The organism is Thioalkalivibrio sp. K90mix (genome assembly GCF_000025545.1).
Classification (GTDB): Bacteria; Pseudomonadota; Gammaproteobacteria; order Ectothiorhodospirales; family Ectothiorhodospiraceae; genus Thioalkalivibrio.
Genome location: NC_013889.1, coordinates 1,913,438 through 1,933,423 on the forward strand (window position 1 = coordinate 1,913,438; position 19,986 = coordinate 1,933,423).

Genomic DNA, 19,986 nt, shown 5'->3' on the forward strand with positions numbered 1-19,986 from the left:
AAACCAGCTTCCCCAAGTGACCGTATGGGCAATCAGGCGGTCGTGTCGACGTTATTGCCCACGTGGTCGGGCAGGCCCTGGGAGGTCGCCTGCATCTCGCTGATGTTCGGCATGGCCTGCAACAGGCCCTGTGCCGCCATCTCTTCCGATTCCATGGCCTTTTTCTGTACCGCCACATCCTTTTGCGCGGCGATGTTCTGCTGGCTCATCTGCGTGGCCTGGCTGGCAATCGCACTGGCATCCATCTTCTGCTCCTGATTCGAATATGGAGCCGGCCCGCCCGGGGACTCGGTGTGCCGTTTCGGGCCCGACTCACTCCGGGTGACGGCCAGTGGTGCGCAGACTTTAGGGCATGGGTGAAGTTTTTTCGGCGCGTGCGGCCTCGAGCGGGTCCGGGCGGGCGGCGAACCGCCGCATAACCCCGCGCGACTCGCGATCCTCCGCCTCGATTACGAACCCGGCGCGCTCCACCACCGCCTCGGTATCGCGGTTCGGGTGGCAACCCCCGGTCACACAGGTCCAGGTCGGTTGCACGCGATCCTGCACCCAGGCCAGGCTCGGGCGCGTGTGCCGCACATGCTCGAGCATGCGCAACTGACCCTCGGTGCCCAGCACACGGCGGATCTCCGCCAGCCCCTGCTCCGGGTCCTGAACCGAACAGAACACCAGCCCCGACACAACCGTGTCGAACCGTGCATCGGCAAATGGCAATGCCTCGGCCCGGGCGACCACGAAAAGGGCCCCGGGCGCGCGTTCGCGCGCCCGACGCAGGGCCGCCAGGTCTGGATCGAGCGCGACGACATGCGTCGAGGCGGAATACAGGGGAAGATTGCGGCCCGTGCCACAGCCCAGCTCGAGGACGAGCCCCCCTGCCCCCGCGACGAGACGGCGGCGCCAGCCACGGAAACCAAGCGCGTCCGCCAGCCCCATCAGGGCGTCATAAAGCCAGGGAATCTGTTCCACTCCACGCATGGATTTCATTCTACGCCCCGCAAAATGTGAACGCGTTGGCGTGATACCCGGATCCGAAAGGAACCTGTGGGCAACACCCCTGTCTACCGAGGCAAGAGCGGAAAGATCGGCGCCTGGCAACGGCCGCCGCAGTTCCGCCGTTCAGACTTGAAGACTCCATCACACGGTTGTCTGAACGTTCGGCCCGGACTCCCACCGGGCCTTTTTTTTGCCTGGGCCCGCGACCGGGGTCGGCGCGGGCCAACGCCTGACTCACGCCTGCGCGGTCACTCCCCCCTTACCCTGATACGATTCGGCGCTTTCGTGCTCCCCACGCGGTGATGCAATGACCGAATCCTCGCAATCGAAGATTCTCTACGAGGTGGATGACCGTCCGCCGATCGGGAAATGCGCGCTCAGCGCCCTTCAGAGTCTGATCCTGGTCGCCCCGACCATTATCCTCGCGCCCCTGATTCTGGCGCGCACCATCGGCCTCGACCTGGCCGCCACCCAGTGGACCGTCTTTGCCGCACTCATCGGCAGTGCGCTCGCCACGCTGGTCCAGGTTCGTCGCGTCGGGCCGGTCGGTTCGGGCTACCTGATCTTCATGGGCACCTCGACCGCGTATCTGGCCGTCGGCATCGAGGCGGCCATGGTCGGCGGCATGGCGCTGGTCGCGACGCTGGCCATCCTGTCCGCACCCGCACAGTTACTGTTCGCCCGCTACCTGGGCCTGTTCCGGCGCATCATAACGCCGACCGTCAGCGGGGTCGTGATCATGCTGCTGGTGCTGACCGTGATCCCGTCCACGGCCGACATGATGCATGGAGAAGGCGAGTACGAGGGCACCTGGCGCGCCCTGGTCGTCGCCCTGTTTACGCTCGGGTTCACCATCCTGCTGGCGATCTTCGGCGGTCGCATGCTGCGCCTTTGGGCACCCATCATCGGGCTCGGGGTCGGCGTCGCGGTGGCGGTTGCATTCAACGTCACGGACTTTTCCAGGGTCGCGGACGCCGCCTGGCTGGGTCTGCCGCCACTGGAATGGCCGGGCTTCAACTTCGAGTTCTCGACCGCCTGGTTCACACTACTTCTGACCTTCATCATCGTCACGCTGGTCGGATCGGTCGAGTCGGTGGGCGACACCATGGTCGCGCAACGCAACTCCCACCGGATCCCGCGCAAGGTTGATTACGACCGCGTGCGCGGCGGCCTCTATGCGGACGGGGTCGGCAACATGATCGCCGGCGGCCTGGGTACGCTGCCAAACACCACCTACGGGATCGGCGTGTCCTCGATCGAGCTGACCGGCATGGCTGCGCGGCGCGTCGGCTACTACTTCGCCGGCTTCCTCGCCCTGGTCGCACTCATCCCCAAACTCAAAATGGTGATGATCTCGCTCCCCGGCCCGGTCTTTGGAGCCTTCCTGCTGATCCTTCTGGCGCTGCTGTTCGTGGCCGGCATTCGCCTGTGCGCACAGGACGGCCTGAGCTACCAGAGCGGGCTGATCATCGGCGTGGCGTTCTCCACCGGCTTCCTGTTCCAGAACCAGTTGTTCTTCCATCACTTGATCCCGGACGCGCTGGGGCCGTTCATGAACAACAGCGTGACCACCGGCGGCACCGTCGCGGTCGCCATCAGCCTGATCTTCAACCTGCGCCCGCGCCCACGACGCCACAGCACCTTCGCGCCCGAGGCCGAATCCCTGCCGCAGATCCAGGCCATGGCGCGGGAGTTCGGCGAGAGCCTGAGTCTGCCGGAGAAGCAGTCCGTCAAGCTGCAGGTGGCCCTGGAAGAGGTGTTCATGCACCTGTCCGAACAAGCCGCCAGCGAGCCGGGGCGCAGCCGCCCGGTGGATGTCCGTCTGGAACGCGAGGGCGAACACCTCGCGGTGGAGATGATCGACCGCAGTGCGGCGGCCGAAGTCGACGAGGCCTCGCTGCGCAAGGCCCGGCAATGGGGTCACAACGACGAGCAGTCCCTGCGCGAACTGGGGCTGTACCTGCTGAATAGCCTCGCACAGGATGTGCGACACCTGCGCATGGCCGGGGTCAACTACATCTCGTTCGGTATCCCGCTGCGCCCGATGTAATCACTCGACGACGGTTCGCCGGTTCAGGGCCCTGCACAGGCCGCCGCCAGCGGTTCAGTCGCGAGAGCCGTGGATCAGGTTGAGGAACTCGCGACGGGTGCGCGCATCCTTGCGGAACGCACCCAGCATCACCGACGTCGCCATCGAGGAGTGCTGCTTCTCCACCCCGCGCATGGTCATGCACATGTGCTTGGCGTCCACGACCACACCCACGCCCTTGGCATCGGTGACCTGCATCAACGCCTCGGCGATCTGCCGGGTCATGTTTTCCTGGATCTGCAGGCGCGCGGCGAACATATCGACAATGCGCGCGATCTTGGAGAGGCCGATCACCTTGCCATTCGGCAGGTAGGCGACATGCACCTTGCCGATGATCGGCAACAGGTGATGCTCGCACAGCGAGTACAGCTCGATATCGCGCAGCAGCACCATCTCGTCGTTATCGGAGCTGAACAACGCCCCGTTGACGATCGTGTCGAGATCCTGGTGATAGCCACGGGTCAGGTACTGCATCGCCTTGGCCGCCCGCATCGGCGTATCCAGCAGGCCCTCGCGGTTCGGGTCTTCATTCAGGCCGGCGAGGATCTCGCGGTAATGACGGGCCAGCGCCTCGGGGGCCGGCAGCGGCCGCCCATCGGCGGCGCTGGTCACGGGTTCGTCCGCGGTACGGGCATCTGCTTGCATCGATAGGTCCTTGTTCTGTGCCATCTTCGACATTCCCTGGGGCGTGCGGGCGCGTCAGCGCCCCATGATAACGGCCAGCCCAGAGGCCAGCGATACGATGGCCCCCGCGGTCAGCACCAGGCGCATCCCCAGGTACCCACGCGGCAACGGCCGCCCACGCAGGCTCAGGCGGTCCACCCACAGCGCCCCCAGAAACAGCACGGCCAGGGTCATCAGTGCCTCGGGCAACGGTTGCAGCAACGTAAGCCAGGCGAGGATCGCCGGGACCACCGCCCACACGGGCGCCGACAGCGGGCCCACCCGGTGTTCGCGATCCGCCAGGTAAAGCCCCCAGTGGATCGCCCCGAGAAACGACAGGATAACGGCACCATAAAACGCCAGGGCCTCGAGCGCGAAAACCTGCCATTCCGGCTGGGCCATCCACGTCCCGATGCCCAGGGCCACAAAGGGGATTAGCCCTCCGTATCCCAGCACCTGAAGCATCGGTGCCAAGGCTTCCTGGGACCGTTGCGTTTGCCCGGCCCGTTCCGCGGCGTCACGCGGGCCTCGGTTGGCCCCGGCCGCGACAGCCCGCGCGCCGAGGTATTCGCGCAACTCGGGGAGCCCCCCGATTGCACCGTCCCGCGCAACGAAATAGGGCAACACATCGGCTCCAGTCGCCTGCTGCAGGGCATGAAACTGCTCGCGGCTGTGAGCAGAGCCCATGCCCCACTCCAGGCGCACCCAGCGTCCCGGGAGCATCGCCTCCAGCAGCGCCTCGGCATCGCGCACATCGGACAACCCCGACGTAATCGCCACGACCTCGTACCGCGCCAGTGCCTCGCGCACCTCGCGGGGCCAGTCGCTCATGGCCTGGACAACGTCGTTCATAGGGCAGCCTCGATCGCGGCGCGCAGACGTCGGTCTTCGGGTGTCACCCGTGTGCCGAACGAGGCCAGCACCTCGCCGTCGCGCCCGATCAGGTACTTGTGGAAATTCCAGGACGGAAACTCGCCCGCCGCGGTCCCCAGATAGTGATAAAGCGTACCGGGCGCCGCGTGACGCCGCGAGGCATGCACCTTCTCGTACATCGGGAACTGGATGCCGTAGTTGGAGCGGCAGAATTCGGCGATATCGGCCTCGTCCTCGTATTCCTGCCCGGCGAAGTCACCCGAGGGGAACCCCAGCACACTGAACCCTTGCTCGTGAAGTTCCGCGTTCAACGCCTCCAGGCCCTCGTATTGCGGGGTGAAACCGCACTGGCTTGCCGTATTGACCACCAGCAGCACTTGACCGGCATGGCGCTCGCAAAGACGCACGGGTTCGGATGCGGTCAGCGGACGCATCTCGAAGTCGAGGCTCGCGGGGCACAGCGCCCCCGCCTCGCCCGCCGCCGCGCTAGACGCCAGGCCTGTCCACAACAGCCCTATCACCACAAGGAACCGACTCGCCCTGCGCATCACTGCACCCTCCACACCCCGGGCCATGCCAGGCCCTCTTTGCACCGCATTCGGGACGGCGCCCATTTACAGGCATTGTACAGGTCCTGTATAAGATGTACATCACCCCTTGATGGAATCGGAACCGTCGTCATGAGCACCTCTCGCATCGCTGTCATCGGCGGTGGCATCGCCGGCCTGGCCAGCAGCTGGATCCTGCAGTCGCGCCACCAGGTGCGTCTGTTCGAGGCGGCGCCCGAACTGGGCGGTCACGCCCACACCATCGAGGTACCCGACCCGGAGGGCCCCACTCACCTCGACACCGGATTCGTGGTGTACAACGAGCGCAACTACCCGCTGCTGACGCGCCTGTTCCGCGACCTGGACGTGCCGACCCAGCAGACCGACATGTCATTCTCGTGTTCCCGGCAACCCCACGGCGTGGAGTACGCCGGCAGTGACCTGAACACCCTGTTCGCGCAGCGGCGCAACCTGCTCAACCCGCGCTTTCTGCGCATGGGCGCCGACATCCTGCGCTTCAATCACCTGGGGCATCGACTGTTCGAGCGCGGCGAGACCCCGCAGGGCACACTGGATCACTTTCTCTCGCGACACCGTTTCGGTCGTGGCTTCCGCGAGGACTACCTGTTGCCGATGGCCGCCGCGATCTGGTCCGCGCCGCCGGAGTCCATCCGCGAGTTCCCGTCCGCGAGTTTCCTGCGGTTCTTTCGCAACCACGGGCTGCTGGACCTGCGCGACCGCCCGCAGTGGCGCACCGTGCGCGGTGGCAGCCGCGAATATGTGCAGCGCCTCGCCGCGCGGCTCGAGCCGCGTAGCGTCATCCACGAGGCCGTCCGCGCCGTGATCCCCGAAGGCGGCCAGTGGCGTGTGCTGACCGCGGAGCGCTCCGAGGGATTCGATCGAGTCGTGTTCGCCTGTCATGCGAACGACGCCCGCCGCCTCCTGGGGCGAACCATGCCCGCGCTCGACGGCCTGCTGGCGGACTGCCGCTTCCAGGAAAACCGCGCCATCGTGCATACCGACGCCACCCTGATGCCCCGCTCACGCCGCGTCTGGTCCTCGTGGAACTACCTGAGCGGACGCACCACGCAGCCTGGTGAACGGGTTTCGGTCTCCTACTGGATGAACCGCCTGCACAACCTGGAACGTCGCCGCGACTACGTGATCAGCCTGAACCCCTGGCGCGAGCCCCACCCCACCGCAGTGCTTGGCGAGCACCTTTGGGAACATCCCGTAATGGATGCCCCCGCCGAGATCGCACGCCAGCGCCTGATGGACCGCCAGGGCCAGGACGGACTCCATTTCGCCGGGGCCTGGATGGGCGACGGCTTCCACGAGGACGGGCTGCGCTCCGCCGTCGCGATCGGCGAGGCGATGGGCATCGCGCCCCCTTGGGACTCCACGCCGAGTGCTACACCCGCGCCGGTGGCGGTGGATTCGGAGCCGGTCAACGGCGGTGGCGCGACGCCGACCGCGGCACCGGCTGCGCGCCCCGAGGATGCCTGAGGCGCTGGCATGGACGCGGCCCTCGTCTACACATCGGTTGTGCACCAGCGCATTGCGGCGCCGGCGTACCGCTTTCGCTATACGGTGATCGCCGCGCTGTTCGACATTGATCGCCTGGAGGCCACCGCGGCCCGCTGCCGCGCTTTCTCCCTGAATCGTTTCAACCTGTTCAGCCTGCATACCCGCGACCACGGCCCCCGCGACGGTCGCCCCTGGCGGCCCTGGATCGAGTCCCGTCTCGCGGAGCACGGCATTGAGCTCGCGGGCGGCACGATCCACCTGCTCGCGATGCCGCGCGTATTCGGGCACGCGTTCAACCCGCTCAGCGCCTGGTTCGCCTATCACGCGGATGGCGGGTTGCGTGGCGTGTTGCTGGAAGTCCGCAACACCTTCGGCGAGCACCACCACTACCTGCTGCACGAAGGCGGGTGCACCATGACCACGCCGGTACGCCAGGAGAAGGACAAGGCCTTTCATGTATCCCCGTTCATCGACATGGATGCGCGCTACGCCTTCGCGATCTCGCCCGCACGCATGGAACGCGGAGCCACCGTGCGCCTCGCAATTCGCGAGACCCAGGCGGGTTCGCCGTTCCTGATCGCGACCCAGCACGGTCGTCTGCGCGACTTCAGCGACCAGACCCTGCGGGCCGCACTGCTTCACCAGCCGTGGATGACCCTCAAGGTCCTGCCACTGATTCACTGGCAGGCGCTCAAGATCTGGCTGCGCGGCGGACGCTACCACCCGCGCCCCGCGCCGCCGCAAAAGGAGATGCACTGATGTCCGTCGAACAGGGAAGCGCGACCACCGACTTCGCGACCCGCCGGCACAGGGCCCTGCAACTGATCGCCCGGACCCTGCGCGGTCTCGAACAGGGACAGTTGACACTGGTCGGCCCACGCGGGGAACGGGAGCTCGTACAGGGCGCGCAGCCAGGCCGCGAGGCCATCTGGCACCTCAAGCGGCCCTGGCGAACGCTGCTGCGCATCCTGCGCCACGGGGACCTCGGCTTTGCCGAGGGCTACATCGCCGGCGACTGGAACACGCCGGACCTGAAGGGCCTGCTGCACCTGGCCACCGACAATGAGGCGGCACTGGCCGATCTCGCGGCCCGCCCCTTGGTCCAGCGCCAGCTCGACGCCCTGCGCCACTGGTGGCACCGCAACAGCCGCCGCGGCAGTCGCGCCAACATTCGCTTCCACTACGACCTCGGCAACGACTTTTATCGCCTGTGGCTGGACCCGAGCATGAGCTACTCCGCGGCCCTGTTCAGTCGCGGCGACGAGGCGCTGGAGAGCGCCCAGCAGCGCAAGTACGAGCGCCTGCTGGAGCAACTCGACGCCGCCCCCGGGTCCCACATCCTCGAGATCGGTTGCCGCTGGGGCGGCTTTGCCGAACTCGCCGCGCGACGCGGCCATCAGGTCACGGCCATTACCCTGTCGCAGGAGCAGCTCGACTACGCCCGCGAGCGGATCGAACGGGCCGGGCTATCCGCCCGTGTCAAACTGCGCCTGCAGGATTACCGCGACACCACTGGACAGTTTGACCACGTCGTGTCGATCGAGATGTTCGAGGCGGTTGGGCAGCGATGGTGGTCGAGATTCTTCGAGACCGTTCGCCGCTGCCTGCGCCCCGGCGGGCGTGCCGCATTGCAGGTCATCACCATCGACGAGAGCGCGTTCGAGTACTACCGCAACAATGCTGATTTCATCCAGCTCTATGTCTTCCCGGGCGGGATGCTGCCCTCGGTCCCCCGCTTCAACGAGGCGGCGCGCAAAGCGGGCCTCGAAGTCGGCGATCAGCGGTTCTTCGGACTGGACTATGCCGAAACCCTGCGCCGCTGGGATCGCGAGGTGCGCCAGGCCGAACCGGTCATCGAGGCACTGGGATACGCCCCCGAGTTCCTGCGCATGTGGCGCTACTACCTCGCCTACTGCGAGGTGGGGTTCGAACACCAGCGTGTGGACCTGATGCAGGTCGTCCTGGAGCCCGGATGCCCCGACACACCTGTGCCCCACCCGACCCACCAATCATCCAAGACTCTCTAGACTCTTCCCCACGTATGGGCCAATTCTGGTACCGAATCACCAGTTTATTGGGATTCTGGTCACAGGACGGTTCTGGATTCGTCGACTAGAATGCAAACTTCCGGGTTCATGGAAACCGGGATTCGGTCACAGACCATCCCGATTGGTCGAGGAGCTTCAGCCATGCAACATCGCATTCAATTCCGCGAGGCCAGCTGGCCCGCCGACGCCGAAGCCATCTCCGCCGTTCGTCGCGAGGTCTTCATCGAGGAACAAGGCGTCCCCGAGCCGCTGGAATTCGACGGTCTGGATGCGACCGCCCTGCACTGGCTCGCCATTGGCCCCGGCGAAGAACCCATCGGCACCCTGCGCATGCTGCCCTCCGGCCAGATCGGACGCATGGCCGTGCGCGAACCCTGGCGCGGCCACGGCATCGGCTCGCGCCTGCTCGATTACGCGGTCGAGGCCGCGATGCGCCACGGCTGGCGCGAGGTCTGGCTGAACGCCCAGAACACCCGGCTGGGCTTCTACGCCCAGCACGACTTCTTCATCATCTCCGACACCTTCGAGGACGCCGGCATCCCCCACCGGCGCATGCTGCGCCGCATCCGCCAGCCCCTGGCCCAGGCCCGGGCCCGGGCCCAGGCCGGTTAAGGAAACGCTGATTCAATCGCGCGCACACTCCGCCGCAAGCACAGCCATGAATTAGCACCGCCGGCGGCCTACAATGGTGCTGGAGGTGCCCTCATGCGACTTAGCGAACATCAGCGCCAAACGATCGAAACCATCGCCCACGAGCTTTTTGGCGACTGTACCGTTTATCTGTTTGGTTCACGGGTCGATGATTCAGCTCGCGGTGGTGACATCGACCTGCTCGTGGAGACGCCGCATCGCGTGCCAAACCGCGCTGCGATGGCCGCTCGCTTCTCGGGTCGCTTGCAGATGGCTCTGGGCGATCAGCGCATCGACGTCCTGGTTCTCGATCCCGATACCCGGCACCAGCCCATTCATGACAAGGCGCGCGAACAGGGAGTCGCACTGTGGCATTGAACCCCGACAAGGACCGCCTCCAGTTCCTGCTTGAAACCACGCGAAAAGAAGCTCGCCATCTGAGACAGACCGTTGATCGGCTTACCGAGGAACCGATAACGGCCCAGTGGGTTAGCCAACTCGAACACGAACCCGAGCTGTCCGAAAGGCTGGATGCATTCGTCGCTCGATTCGGGCGCCTTCAGGACACGCTCGGGGACAAACTGATCCCGGAATTACTCGGACACCTCCTGGAAGACGTCGGCGCCACCCTCGACAACCTCGCCCGGATGGAACGGCTCGGCTACCTTCCTTCGGTCGCCGACTGGGTCGAAGCACGGAATCTGCGTAATCGCCTGATCCATGAATACATGCGGGACCCCGAAGAGTTTGCGCAGGCGCTTCGTAGAGCGATGGACCTCACTCCGTTGCTGGAGCAGACCCGAGAGAAACTAGCCGAAGCCGCGAAGCGTTTCACCAACGGTTGATCCATGCGTGGATTCGATCGCCGCCCCCCTTAAAGCAGATGCGCGAGGCGCGCTAGTTGCCTATGCTGAGTAGAGACCCAGCCCGGAGGCGACCGCATGGCCGAACCGACCACCGACCCCGTAATGGAGGACGCAGCCGCCCTTCTCGGGGAGCTGGTGGGCCAGACCCGGCGGCGCTTCTGGCTGCATGCCCGCGTGGAACTGCTGGCGGAGTTCCGGGGGCTGGAGCTGGGCTCATACCTGGCGAATATCGCCCGCCGCCACCGCCATACCGATATCCGTATTCTGGTCGATGACGATCTGGCGCTGCGCGAGCGCATCCCGGATCTGGTGGAAAGCATCAAGCGCCTGCCCACCGCCGTGACCGTGCGACGGCTGGATGCCGCCGAGGAAAGCCCCCTCACACTGACCGCGATCGCCGATCACAGTGGGTGGATGCAGCTCACCCAGGCCGGCGGACAACGCGTTCTTCGCGGAGATGTCGAAGACCGTGCGGGTACCCAACGGTCCGCCCTGGATTTCGAGGCGAACTGGAGTCTCAGCGATGAAGCGATCGAACTGCGTCGGCTCATGGTCTAGGCGCCGCACCCTGCGCATCCTGGCGGGGTGCCTGCTGTTGGCCGGACCCTCGGCACCCGCCCTGGGGCGCGACCCGCAGGCCGAGGTCGCCGTCCTCCCTCTGCAGAATCGCCCGGCCGCCGAGATCCTTCCCGAGCTGCAGGGCTTGTTCGGCGATGCGGCCACACTGCGGGCCGACGGCTTCCGCCTCCTGGTACGCACCGACGCCCGGACCCTGGAGCAGATCCGCGAGGTCGTGGCCGAACTCGACCACAGCGCCCGGGACTTCATACTCTCCGTACGTCGAAGCAGCGAACGCCCGCGCCAGGAAACGGGCACCGGAATCGACATCGAAACCGGCCCGGACGGTACCCAAGCACGTGGCACGGCCCGCCGTTGGACCACCGCACGCCAAGACGACCAAACGCAGCAGATACGACTGCGCGATGGCACCGACGCGGTCATCCTCGTTGGCGAGACCGAGGCCCACGGCTTCCGTGTATTCGCCGGTCGTTCCGGCTTCGGCATGGAGCCGGTATTCCGCGACACCGCCCGCGGCTTCCGCGTGCAGCCCCACGCCCAGCCCGACGGTCGCATCCGCGTGGATATCGTTCAGCTCCACGAACAGCCGCCCGCCACCACCATGGGCCGCGTGGAACGCCAGGCCGTCGAATCGTCCATCACCATTGAGCCCGGCGCATGGCATGACCTCGCGGGCGTCGGCCGCACCATCGAACTCGACGAACGCGGCATTGCCTCGGCCCGCACCACCCTCGACCGCGACGCACTGTCCCTGCAGATCCGCGTCGACCCCATCGACTGACCACCCTCCGATGGCCTCAGGGCCCAGGTGCCGCATGGATTCCGCGTGTTATCCCACGTTCCTAATGATAGTCATCCCGGAAACCGCGGAGCGGTTATCCGGGTCTCCCCCTTGGCGCATAACACACCACTCTGCCAGCCCCCATGTCGTGGCTCCCGGCGCTGCGAAACCCGTACCAACCCGAGAACGCCAGACACAAAAAGGCCCCTAACGGGGCCGGGCGGGGGCTTGGGGGTCCGGGGCTTGGGGGTCAGACCTTGCCTTTTGCTCTCTGGCGCGAACCACGGCAACACGGGTGGCATCGCACACCACTTTAAGGTGTACTCCCTCGTCAGGCATACATGACTGCGGGGGCTTGGGGGTCAGACCTTGCCTTTTGGAGTTATGGTCAAGTCTGGTGTATGAGCGATGGCGGGTTCAGGCGGCGCTCCGGTCGGTGATGGAGGATGCCTCGTCGTTGGTCGGTTCGGTCTGCTCGATGCCGTCGATGAACTTGACCCCGCGCTCGAGCTTGTCGAGCCATTCGTAACCCCGGAGCCGACGCCAGCGCTTCTGCGTGCTCTGACCGAGCTTGAACGTCAGGCTCAAGACGGTGTTGCGGGTCACGCAGCCCCGGGTCTTGTCGGTGCGCAGCCGCACGGTGGCGAAGGTCGATTCGATCGGATTGGTGGTCCGGATCGACTGCCAGTGCGCGGCTGGGAAGTCGTAGAACGCGAGCAGGTCTTCCCGGTCCTTGGCCAGCGTCTCGGCGGCTTTCGGGTACTTGTCGCCGTAGGCGGTCAGGAAGGCGTCGAAGGCCTGTTCGGCGTCGGCGCGGGTCTCGGCCATCCAGATCGCCTGCAAGGCGGACTTGGCCTTGGGCTGACTGCGCTTGGGCAGCCGGTTCAGCACATTGGCGGTCTTGTGGACCCAGCAGCGCTGGCGGCGGGTGTCCGGGTAGACCCGGGCCAGGGCCTTCCAGAAGCCCAGCGCGCCATCGCCGATGGCGAGCTTCGGGCCGTTCGCGAGGCCCTGATGATCCCGCAGGCGCACCAGCAGTTCGTACCAGCTCTGCTCGGACTCGCGCATCCCGTCGTCGAGGGCAACAAACTCCTTGGTCCCGTCGGGCAGGACCCCGATGATGACCAGCACACAGGCGCGTTCGTCGTCCTCCCCGCGCAGGTTGAAGTGGATACCGTCCGCCCACCAGTAGCTGTAGCGGTAGGCGCGGAGATCACGCTCGCGCCATTCGGCGTGCTCGGTCAGCCACTGCTGCTTGAGGCGGCCCAGTGTCGAGGCCGACAGCCCCTGGGCCTGCTCGCCCAGCAGCGCGCTCAGCGCCTCCTGGAAGTCGCCCGAGGACACCCCCTTGAGATAGAGCCAGGGCAGCAGCTCCTCGACCGAGCGCGCCCGGCGCAGATACGGGGGCAGCAGGCTCGACGTGAAGTGCCGGCCACCGCCGGACCGATCCCGGGTCTTCGGCACCTGCACCGGTACATCGCCGATGCCGGTCTGAACCCGGCGCTGGGGCTGATAGCCATTGCGTACGACCGCCCGGCGACCGTCCGGCATGCGATCCTCCGCGTAGGTCTCCATGAACGTCCGCAACTCTGCCTCCACCGCTTGCTGGATCAGATCCCGCGCCCCGCGGCGCAGCAGATCGGTCAACGGGTCCTCTGGTCCGTTCGGGTTCTCTGTCGTATCGTGAGCCATGTTGGCGTATCTCCTCTGGCTGGCTGGTTGGTCGCACTTCCATTCCAGCCGGATACGCCGCCTTCCTCAATCCCCCCGTACACCACTTTTGACAGTAACTCTGCCTTTTGCTCTCTGGCGCGAACCACGGCAACACGGGTGGCATCGCACACCACTTTAAGGTGTACTCCCTCGTCAGGCATACATGACGGAGGGACAAGGATGGTCCGACCCCTACGCCTGGAGTACCCGTGGGCGCTCTATCACGTCACCGCACGCGGCGACCGACGCGGATGGATCTACCAAGATTCGGTCGATCATCAGCGATTTCTCGACACCCTGGCTCAAGCCGTACAACGGTATAACTGGGTACTGTCAGCGTACTGCCTGATGGGAAATCATTATCACCTGCTCGTTGAAACGCCGGACGCGAACCTCTCCCGCGGTATGCAGTGGCTCAATGGCGTCTACACACAGCGGTTCAACCGCAGGCATCGACGAGTGGGGCACGTTCTCCAGGGCCGATACAAGGCGATTCTGGTGGAACGCGTCATTGGGCGGGGGCTTGGGGGTCAGACCTTGCCTTTTGCTCTCTGGCGCGAACCACGGCAACACGGGTGGCATCGCACACCACTTTAAGGTGTACTCCCTCGTCAGGCATACATGACTGCGGGGGCTTGGGGGTCAGACCTTGCCTTTTGCTCTCTGGCGCGAACCACGGCAACACGGGTGGCATCGCACACCACTTTAAGGTGTACTCCCTCGTCAGGCATACATGACGGAGGGACAAGGATGGTCCGACCCCTACGCCTGGAGTACCCGTGGGCGCTCTATCACGTCACCGCACGCGGCGACCGACGCGGATGGATCTACCAAGATTCGGTCGATCATCAGCGATTTCTCGACACCCTGGCTCAAGCCGTACAACGGTATAACTGGGTACTGTCAGCGTACTGCCTGATGGGAAATCATTATCACCTGCTCGTTGAAACGCCGGACGCGAACCTCTCCCGCGGTATGCAGTGGCTCAATGGCGTCTACACACAGCGGGGGCTTGGGGGTCAGACCTTGCCTTTTGCTCTCTGGCGCGAACCACGGCAACACGGGTGGCATCGCACACCACTTTAAGGTGTACTCCCTCGTCAGGCATACATGACTGCGGGGGCTTGGGGGTCAGACCTTGCCTTTTGCTCTCTGGCGCGAACCACGGCAACACGGGTGGCATCGCACACCACTTTAAGGTGTACTCCCTCGTCAGGCATACATGACGGAGGGACAAGGATGGTCCGACCCCTACGCCTGGAGTACCCGTGGGCGCTCTATCACGTCACCGCACGCGGCGACCGACGCGGATGGATCTACCAAGATTCGGTCGATCATCAGCGATTTCTCGACACCCTGGCTCAAGCCGTACAACGGTATAACTGGGTACTGTCAGCGTACTGCCTGATGGGAAATCATTATCACCTGCTCGTTGAAACGCCGGACGCGAACCTCTCCCGCGGTATGCAGTGGCTCAATGGCGTCTACACACAGCGGTTCAACCGCAGGCATCGACGAGTGGGGCACGTTCTCCAGGGCCGATACAAGGCGATTCTGGTGGAACGCGAGTCCTACCTGCTCGAACTCGCGCGTTATATCGTACTTAACCCGGTCCGTGCCCATCTGGTCGCACGTCCTTCGGACTGGAAATGGAGCAGTTACACTGCCACCGCCGGGCAGGCCAGCGCACCCACGTGGTTGACGACGGATCGCGTACTCGACGAATTCGGACCAGAACCTTCAGCCGCCTATCAGCAATTTGTCGCCGAGGGCATCGGGAAAGAATCCCCATGGGGCCAACTGCACGCACAGTTATATCTCGGCTCCGAGGATTTTATCGAACGTCAGCTATCCCATCGCCAAGGCGAACCAGAAATTGAACATCCAAAAGCACAGCAACGCCCCACACCACCGCCACTCGACCAACTAACAGCACGCTATCCACGCAACGAAGCCATCCAGCACGCCTACGCCAGCGGTGGCTACACCCTCAAAACCATCGGTGACTACTTCGGGCTCCACCCGTCCCGCATCAGCCGCATCGCCGCAGGAAAGGCAAAAGGCAAGGTCTGACCCCGGCGACCGTATACGCCAGCGGTGGCTACACCCTCAAAACCATCGGTGACTACTTCGGGCTCCACCCGTCCCGCATCAGCCGCATCGCCGCAGGAAAGGCAAAAGGCAAGGTCTGACCCCGGCGACCGAAAGGCAAGGTCTGACCCCGGCGACCGCGCGATCGGTGACTACTTCGGGCTCCACCCGTCCCGCATCAGCCGCATCGCCGCAGGAAAGGCAAAAGGCAAGGTCTGACCCCGGCGACCGATCGGTGACTACTTCGGGCTCCACCCGTCCCGCATCAGCCGCATCGCCGCAGGAAAGGCAAAAGGCAAGGTCTGACCCCGGCGACCGCGCGATCGGTGACTACTTCGGGCTCCACCCGTCCCGCATCAGCCGCATCGCCGCAGGAAAGGCAAAAGGCAAGGTCTGACCCCGGCGACCGCGCGTCCCGCATCCGCCGCATCGCCGCAGGAAAGGCAAAAGGCAAGGTCTGACCCCGGCGACCGCGAGGTCTGACCCCGGCGACCGCGCGTCCCGCATCCGCCGCATCGCCGCAGGAAAGGCAAAAGGCAAGGTCTGACCCCGGCGACCGCTGTCAGCCCCCACGTCGTGGCTCCCCGCGCTGCGAAACCCGTACCAACCCGAGAACGCCAGACACAAAAAAGCCCCGAACGGGGCCGAAGGTCGTGCATAAAAAACGGGGCCCCTGGGGGCCCCGTAAAACAAGCTAGTGCTTGTTGTTATACCGCTTGTAAGCAGTGCTCGGGCTTAGAAGGACACCCGCAGACCGCCGCCAACACCCGTGAAGGAGTTGCCGTCCGCGATCGTGGCCGCACGGCTGACATAGGTCGGAGCGTCATCGTCGTAATCGGCGTAGGACACACCGGCAAACGCCATCACGCGGTTGCTGAAGTTGTGCTTCACGGCAATCGCGGCGTAGTCGACGTTACCGGCGTCGTCATTGCGAGTGTGACCGAGGTTCAGCACGAAGTCGTTACGACCCATCGTGTAGGTACCCGACAGGAAGTAGGTGTTACCATCACCGGTAGTCTCACCCGCTTCATCCTTCCACTTGAAGTCGGTCGCTTCACCAACCAGGCGGAACGGACCGGCACGCCAGTCGGCGCCGATCTTGTAAGCGCGGAAGTCACCGCCGTCGAGGGCGCCACTCTGCCCGCTGTAGTCATCCGCCCAGTTACCGGCGACATAAAGTTCGACGGGATTGAGATCGAAGTTCAGGCGACCGGCATAGGCGGTGTTGCTGTCGTCCGCGTTATCAACAAACGCGGCAACGTTCATGCTCATGATGCCGAAGCTGTTGCTGTACTGGATACCACGGTCCAGGTAGTTACCTTCACCCAGACCACCGAGCTGCTGCGGGTCCATGCGCCCACCGTTGGTACGGGCCTGCATGAAGGTACCGTTCAGCGGGTCCTTGCCAGCGGTGACGAACGGGGAAGCCATGCGACCGGCGATCACGCGGCCGAAGTTGCCGTCCAGACCGACGTAGATGTCACGGGCACCGGAGTTGAACCCGGCATCTCCGCCGCTGGTATTAAAATCCTGCTCGAACTTGGCAATGGCGGACAGGCCGTTACCCAGGTCATGATCGACCATGACGCCGAGGCGGTTGGCGCTAGCGCCGTCGACCGGGTTACCAGCACCACCGGCGTCATGCACGCGGAAGCCGCTGTCGAAGTCGGACGGGCCACCGCTGTGGTGGACGATCTGCGTCTGCAGCTGACCGAACAGGGTGACGGAGGAGTCCGCGGCGGCGAAGGCCGGGACCGCGAAGGCGCCGGCAACGGCGACTGCGAGAATCTGTTTTTTCATGTTGCGTATCTCCCAGGAGAGGTGTTTGGTTCATTTCTACGCCTGCATCCACGGTCGATGCCGCGAATGACAGGTGTTTTATATACACCACGGTGTCGCATTTCAACCCCTTGTGGCGAAAAAATGTCGATCGCGTTGGAAGTTTGCCCGGTGGTAACCGGGGCAAACACATGGATACGGGTGGAAGGAAGGACAAAACGGCCTCCCAAGGCACTGAATAAGCAGAAGAATAAGAAGCGATGAGAACGTTGGCGCATTGTGACGGGAGCCCCGTATCAGCATGGCCTTATGTTGCAAAAAAGTGGACCTTCAGGCGGATATGAGGATGGGATACGGCCTCCAGGAAGCTGTTGCATATGTGCAACGAAGGGCTGCGGGGCAGGCGCTCGAGATTCTTTGTTGCGGGAAAGCGACAACTGAGGCGAGAGGGCGAAGGCTGGGGTGATGCGTTTCGGTTGCCTCAACGCATGCTACGGCATCCAGGGCGGAAGATGGAGCTGTAGGAGGCCAGCCCTCTGGCCGATTGGGAGTAGCCCAATGCCCGATCGGCCAGAGGGCTGGCCTCCTACAGGGGGTGTGGCAGCGATTGCGCTAGTCGAGGCCGAAGGCGCGGTGGGCGCTGGCGCCGCTGGTCAGGTGCTGCTTGCAAACAAAGCGACTCCGGCACGGCGGGCAGCCGCGACCAGGGACTGGTCCAGCGTGGCAAGGGTCGCACTATGCTGCAGCGCCAGAGCAAGATAAGACGCATCGTACGCGGAAAGTCCGAAACGCCTGGCCAATTGCAGCGTCAGGCCGAAGACTGGATCGACGCCCCCTGGGTCAACAGCCACCATGAGGGCTTGCAGCAGGCCAAGGAAACGCGTCGTTTCGGCTTCGGTCACCAGGCCCTGGCTTTCCGCACGAGCGACCACGTTGGCGACTTCCAGCAGCCAGACAGACGGCGCGAACAAACGGGTCTCTCCCGACTCGATGGAACTCAGGACACTGGCCGCAACCTCCTGGTCGGCGGGAACTACCATCGGACAGCAGCCAGCGCATCACAATGGAGTTGTCGAGCACGAGGTCCATCAGTCACGACCCGACTCGACCAGGGCCTTGATATCCGCTTCACCTCGCACCGGGGCGTCGGCCATAAACTGCCGGAGATTGCGCGCGGCCTGCACCCGTCTGGGAATGTCGTCCTCCTCCAGTGGCACAAGCGCGGCGACGGGGCGCCCGCGCTGGGTGATGGTGAAACGCTCACCCGCCTGCACTTTTCGAAGGAAACCGGAAAGGCGTGTCTTGGCATCGTGGGCCCCGATGGTTTCGTGATGAGACATGCTCGAACCTCCATGAACCGGTTGATCGACTGGTTGGTGCCAAATACTACACGCAGAATGAGGGAGGCGCGGTGGGATTTCTGGGTCGCTTCGAGCTCGGGCGCGGCGAATCAACGGGGGGCATCGATGAGGGAATCGCTGGCACGGCGTGGACAAGGCGGCCTCCCCGGGTCGATGACGGCATACCCCGAGGCGATATATTTTAGGAGCCGAGCCTCTAGGCGATTGGGGTGGATGCGCTTCGTTGCGCTCAACGCATCCTGCGGGCTGCGTGGCCCCGGAATTGTAGGAGCCGAGCCCCTCGGCGATGGGGCGTTGGTTGAGCCCGATCGCCCAGGGGGCTGGGCTCCTGCACCCGCAGCGGCCCCGGAATCGCGCAGGGGGACTGGCCGGGATCAATGCGCTTCGCGGCGCTCAACGCATCCTGCGGTCCTGTAACCCGCCCGAGAGGGCGTGGCGGCGGGAGGCGATCATTGCTCCAGGGGCGGGAGGTCGAGACGGTTGCCAAGCCTTTGCAGAAGGGTCAGAAGATCGCCACTGGCGTCGATGGCGAGGTTCAGTAGAGCCGCGTTCTTGTCCGGATCATCTGGGTAGTCGTGTGCAAAGCGGTTACGGATGGCCCGCAACTCCTGCCATTGCATAGCGCTATCGATATAACCGAGCTTTTCGAGCCGATTGAGCTTGTCGATCATCGGTCGGTCCTCGAAGGGTTCCTGCAGGGCCTCAAGCACGCCGGGCAGCAGGCGGGCTCCTGCGGCGTCCTGCAGCTTGCCGAAGCGAAGGACGAATTGGTCCAGCGCCTGGATGTTGTCGTCGTCCAGTTCACGCAATCGGTCACCCAACAACGGTATCAAGCCGTCCAGCGTCTGCAGTGCGTGACGCATGTGGTGCGCGTGACGACTGCACTCGCGCCAGGCATCCGCCAGCCGTTGTCGGGCCAGGTTGTTCACAACGGTATACCCGTACGCTCCGCGACATTGAAGATTGGCGGACGTTCGCGTCTACCGGGATAGTCCACGAGGACATCAATCTTCTGCTCGCCCAGGCGTTGCTGTAGCAGCGCCTGAAAACGCATTTCGGCGCGCACGACCTCGGCGGGATTCTGCATGGGCGCCGTCACCAGGAGGTCGATGTCGCCACCGCGCGCCCGCTCGTCCACACGCGAGCCGAACAGGCGAACACTGGCACCCGGCCCAAAGGCTTCCAGTGCCGTGTCATGAATGATTTGTCGCTGCTCGTTTGTGAGTCGCATGGCGATGATGTCGTGATGGACCCTTTTTCGAGTCTAGGAAATGTGTGGATGCCGAGCATTGATCATCGCATACCCAATTCAAAAGGCCAGCCTTGGGGCCGCGAACCGCAGGGCAGATTCTCTAGCCGGGATCGATGCGTTTCGCGAAGCTCAACGCATCCTGCGGTCCTTATGTCAGCGCCGTACCCGGTCGCTGCAAGGCCCCGAAGGGGCCGTG

General features: G+C 64.6%; 20 protein-coding genes and 3 pseudogenes. 12 read left to right on the forward strand and 11 right to left on the reverse strand.

What is annotated here, in order from left to right; genetic code table 11:
• Positions 1-32 precede the first annotated feature (32 nt).
• On the reverse strand, positions 33-245 hold the full coding sequence (locus TK90_RS09025; RefSeq protein WP_012983163.1) for a YjfB family protein: 213 nt from the start codon (positions 243-245) through the stop codon (positions 33-35).
• A gap of 100 nt (positions 246-345) precedes the next feature.
• Complete coding sequence (locus TK90_RS09030; protein ID WP_017925279.1) at positions 346-972, reverse strand: class I SAM-dependent methyltransferase; 627 nt, start codon at positions 970-972, stop codon at positions 346-348.
• Positions 973-1,297: 325 nt separating this feature from the next.
• Here TK90_RS09030 and TK90_RS09035 point away from each other — a divergent pair, with 325 nt between their 5' ends.
• Positions 1,298-3,040 (forward strand): uracil-xanthine permease family protein, encoded by a 1,743-nt coding sequence (locus TK90_RS09035; RefSeq protein ID WP_012983165.1) that lies wholly within the window; start codon positions 1,298-1,300, stop codon positions 3,038-3,040.
• A gap of 54 nt (positions 3,041-3,094) precedes the next feature.
• On the opposite strand, the gene folE is transcribed toward TK90_RS09035, so the two are convergent.
• The 3 genes from folE to TK90_RS09050 are packed head-to-tail and all read right to left on the reverse strand — an operon-like array spanning position 3,095 to position 5,163.
• Complete coding sequence (gene folE, locus TK90_RS09040; protein WP_019025217.1) at positions 3,095-3,748, reverse strand: GTP cyclohydrolase I FolE; 654 nt, start codon at positions 3,746-3,748, stop codon at positions 3,095-3,097.
• Between the two features lie 30 nt (positions 3,749-3,778).
• Entirely contained in the window at positions 3,779-4,594 is an 816-nt protein-coding gene (locus TK90_RS09045) for a DUF3429 domain-containing protein (protein WP_012983167.1), read from the reverse strand.
• Positions 4,591-5,163 (reverse strand): glutathione peroxidase, encoded by a 573-nt coding sequence (locus TK90_RS09050; protein ID WP_026148091.1) that lies wholly within the window; start codon positions 5,161-5,163, stop codon positions 4,591-4,593. The genes TK90_RS09045 and TK90_RS09050 overlap by 4 nt, the downstream gene beginning before the upstream one ends.
• A gap of 132 nt (positions 5,164-5,295) precedes the next feature.
• Between TK90_RS09050 and TK90_RS09055 the strand changes: the two genes are divergently transcribed.
• The 8 genes from TK90_RS09055 to TK90_RS09090 all read left to right on the forward strand — a co-directional run bounded on the left by TK90_RS09055 (position 5,296) and on the right by TK90_RS09090 (position 11,594).
• On the forward strand, positions 5,296-6,669 hold the full coding sequence (locus TK90_RS09055) for an NAD(P)/FAD-dependent oxidoreductase (RefSeq protein WP_012983169.1): 1,374 nt from the start codon (positions 5,296-5,298) through the stop codon (positions 6,667-6,669).
• Between the two features lie 9 nt (positions 6,670-6,678).
• A complete protein-coding gene (locus TK90_RS09060; RefSeq protein ID WP_012983170.1) occupies positions 6,679-7,449 on the forward strand; it encodes a DUF1365 domain-containing protein in 771 nt (256 codons plus the stop codon).
• The gene (locus TK90_RS09065) at positions 7,449-8,717 is read left to right on the forward strand and encodes a cyclopropane-fatty-acyl-phospholipid synthase family protein (RefSeq protein ID WP_012983171.1); all 1,269 of its coding nucleotides are present in this window, start codon (positions 7,449-7,451) and stop codon (positions 8,715-8,717) included. Before TK90_RS09060 ends, TK90_RS09065 begins: the two co-directional genes overlap by 1 nt.
• A 162-nt stretch (positions 8,718-8,879) precedes the next feature.
• On the forward strand, positions 8,880-9,350 hold the full coding sequence (locus TK90_RS09070; protein ID WP_012983172.1) for a GNAT family N-acetyltransferase: 471 nt from the start codon (positions 8,880-8,882) through the stop codon (positions 9,348-9,350).
• A gap of 93 nt (positions 9,351-9,443) precedes the next feature.
• Positions 9,444-9,746 carry a nucleotidyltransferase domain-containing protein gene (locus TK90_RS09075; RefSeq protein WP_012983173.1) on the forward strand — a complete coding sequence of 101 codons (303 nt, stop codon included), beginning with the start codon at positions 9,444-9,446 and terminating at the stop codon, positions 9,744-9,746.
• Positions 9,737-10,213 (forward strand): hypothetical protein, encoded by a 477-nt coding sequence (locus tag TK90_RS09080; protein WP_012983174.1) that lies wholly within the window; start codon positions 9,737-9,739, stop codon positions 10,211-10,213. The genes TK90_RS09075 and TK90_RS09080 overlap by 10 nt, the downstream gene beginning before the upstream one ends.
• Before the next feature lie 96 nt (positions 10,214-10,309).
• Complete coding sequence (locus TK90_RS09085) at positions 10,310-10,792, forward strand: hypothetical protein (protein WP_012983175.1); 483 nt, start codon at positions 10,310-10,312, stop codon at positions 10,790-10,792.
• A 61-nt stretch (positions 10,793-10,853) separates the two neighbouring features.
• Complete coding sequence (locus TK90_RS09090; protein ID WP_210399567.1) at positions 10,854-11,594, forward strand: secretin N-terminal domain-containing protein; 741 nt, start codon at positions 10,854-10,856, stop codon at positions 11,592-11,594.
• Positions 11,595-12,011: 417 nt separating this feature from the next.
• Here TK90_RS09090 and TK90_RS09095 read toward each other — a convergent pair whose 3' ends face one another.
• On the reverse strand, positions 12,012-13,286 hold the full coding sequence (locus tag TK90_RS09095) for an IS256 family transposase (RefSeq protein WP_012981820.1): 1,275 nt from the start codon (positions 13,284-13,286) through the stop codon (positions 12,012-12,014).
• Positions 13,287-13,487: 201 nt separating this feature from the next.
• On the opposite strand from TK90_RS09095, the pseudogene TK90_RS14800 reads away from it, so the two are divergent.
• From TK90_RS14800 to TK90_RS09100, 3 genes and pseudogenes are all read left to right on the forward strand, one after another.
• Positions 13,488-13,814, forward strand: a pseudogene (locus TK90_RS14800) (transposase); the annotation flags it as partial.
• 243 nt (positions 13,815-14,057) lie between these two features.
• Positions 14,058-14,315, forward strand: a pseudogene (locus TK90_RS14805) (transposase); the annotation flags it as partial.
• Positions 14,316-14,546: 231 nt separating this feature from the next.
• A complete protein-coding gene (locus tag TK90_RS09100; RefSeq protein WP_012983179.1) occupies positions 14,547-15,380 on the forward strand; it encodes a transposase in 834 nt (277 codons plus the stop codon).
• 753 nt (positions 15,381-16,133) lie between these two features.
• Here TK90_RS09100 and TK90_RS09105 read toward each other — a convergent pair.
• From TK90_RS09105 to TK90_RS09125, 5 genes and pseudogenes are all read right to left on the reverse strand, one after another.
• Complete coding sequence (locus tag TK90_RS09105) at positions 16,134-17,198, reverse strand: porin (RefSeq protein WP_012983180.1); 1,065 nt, start codon at positions 17,196-17,198, stop codon at positions 16,134-16,136.
• A gap of 632 nt (positions 17,199-17,830) precedes the next feature.
• Positions 17,831-18,266: pseudogene (locus TK90_RS09110) on the reverse strand (type II toxin-antitoxin system VapC family toxin).
• Positions 18,266-18,517, reverse strand: a complete 252-nt coding sequence (locus tag TK90_RS09115) for a type II toxin-antitoxin system Phd/YefM family antitoxin (RefSeq protein WP_012983182.1) — start codon at positions 18,515-18,517, stop codon at positions 18,266-18,268. Before TK90_RS09115 ends, TK90_RS09110 begins: the two are co-directional and overlap by 1 nt.
• A 470-nt stretch (positions 18,518-18,987) precedes the next feature.
• A complete protein-coding gene (locus tag TK90_RS09120; RefSeq protein ID WP_012983183.1) occupies positions 18,988-19,467 on the reverse strand; it encodes a hypothetical protein in 480 nt (159 codons plus the stop codon).
• A complete protein-coding gene (locus TK90_RS09125) occupies positions 19,464-19,769 on the reverse strand; it encodes a nucleotidyltransferase domain-containing protein (RefSeq protein WP_012983184.1) in 306 nt (101 codons plus the stop codon). Before TK90_RS09125 ends, TK90_RS09120 begins: the two co-directional genes overlap by 4 nt.
• Positions 19,770-19,986 lie beyond the last annotated feature (217 nt).